The organism is Streptomyces sp. 13-12-16, assembly GCF_002114215.1.
Lineage (GTDB): Bacteria > Actinomycetota > Actinomycetes > Streptomycetales > Streptomycetaceae > Streptomyces.
In genome coordinates, this window is record NZ_NCTE01000327.1 from 1 (window position 1) to 1,313 (window position 1,313).

Below are 1,313 nucleotides of genomic sequence, written 5' to 3' on the forward strand. Positions count from 1 at the left end.
CCCGCAGGAGCCGCGCGACCGTGACGCCCCACGGCAGCCGCAGCCCCGCCGCCGCGAGGAGTTCCGTGCGGGCCAGCACGTCGGCCGCCGGGCCGGTGTGCGCGCCGGACGGGGTGAGCAGGGCCGCGTCGTCGGCCCAGCGCAGGGCGAGGTCCACGTCGTGGGTGGCCATGACGACCGTCGTGCCGTTCTCGCGCAGGCCGTCGAGGGTCGCGAGGAGGCGTTCCTGGCCGTCGGGGTCCAGGCCCGCCGTCGGCTCGTCGAGGATCAGGACGCGGGGCCGCATGGCGACCGCGCCCGCGATCGCCGTCCGCTTGCGCTGCCCGTAGGACAGCAGGTGCGTGGGACGGTCGGCGAGGGCGGTGATGTCCAGCGCGGCGAGTGCCTCCGCCACCCGGGCGCGCACCTCCGCGTCGGACAGGCCGAGGTTGAGCGGCCCGAACGACACGTCCTGGCCGACGGACGCCGCGAACAACTGGTCGTCGGGGTCCTGCACCACCAGTTGCACGGTGGTGCGCAGCGCCGTCAGCCCTTTCCGGTCGTACCGCACCGCCCGGCCCTCGACGGTCAACTCGCCCCCGTCCGGGCGAAGTCCGCCGCTGAGCAGTCGCATCAGCGTCGTCTTCCCGCTGCCGTTGCGTCCCAGCAGCGCCAACGCGCGCCCCTCGCGCACCTCGAAGTCCAGGCCGCTGAGCACGGGCGGGCCGTCCTCGTACGCGAACGACGCGCCCCGCAGGGCCACCAGGAGGGACTCGTTCACGACAGCGGCCTTTCCAGTACGAAGGTGAGGGCGGCCAGTGCCGCGAGGAGTACGGTGCTCAGCACCGTGAACCGGACGGAGACGCGGGCCTCGGGCACCAGCACGCGCAGGGTGCCGTCGTAACCGCGTCCGGCGAGCCCCGTCTGCAACCGCGCCGCCCGGTCGAAGGACCGGACGAACGCGGTCGCGCCCAGCCCGCCCAGCGACCGCCACGTCGCCGCCCGGGTGGTGTGCCCGAGCCGGGCCGCCTGCGCCTCCCCGACGCGGCGCACCGAGTCCAGCAGCAGGAAGCTCATCCGGTACGTCACCAGCGCCACGTCCACGAGCGGGGCCGGCACCCCGGCCCGCACCAGACGCGGCAGCAGGTCCGACATGGGCGTGGTGAAGGCGAACAGCAGCACGCCCAGCGAGGCCGCCGACGTGCGCAGCATCAACTCCCCGGCGCGCAGCGGCCCGTCCTCGGCCCAGGACACGAACCCGCCCGGCCCGCCCACCCGGACCAGCAGCGTCAGCGCCCCGGTGACGCAGAAGCCCAACGGCACCCGGTACGCCC

At 75.2% G+C, this 1,313-nt stretch carries 2 protein-coding genes; both read right to left on the reverse strand.

Features of this window, described 5'->3' with window-relative positions; translation table 11 throughout:
• The coding region (locus B7767_RS13835) for an energy-coupling factor ABC transporter ATP-binding protein (RefSeq protein ID WP_085572450.1) at positions 1–760 on the reverse strand (760 nt) is incomplete at its 3' end.
• A partial coding sequence (cbiQ, locus tag B7767_RS13840; RefSeq protein ID WP_085572451.1) for a cobalt ECF transporter T component CbiQ occupies positions 757–1,313 on the reverse strand: 557 nt, incomplete at its 5' end. The genes cbiQ and B7767_RS13835, both read right to left, overlap by 4 nt.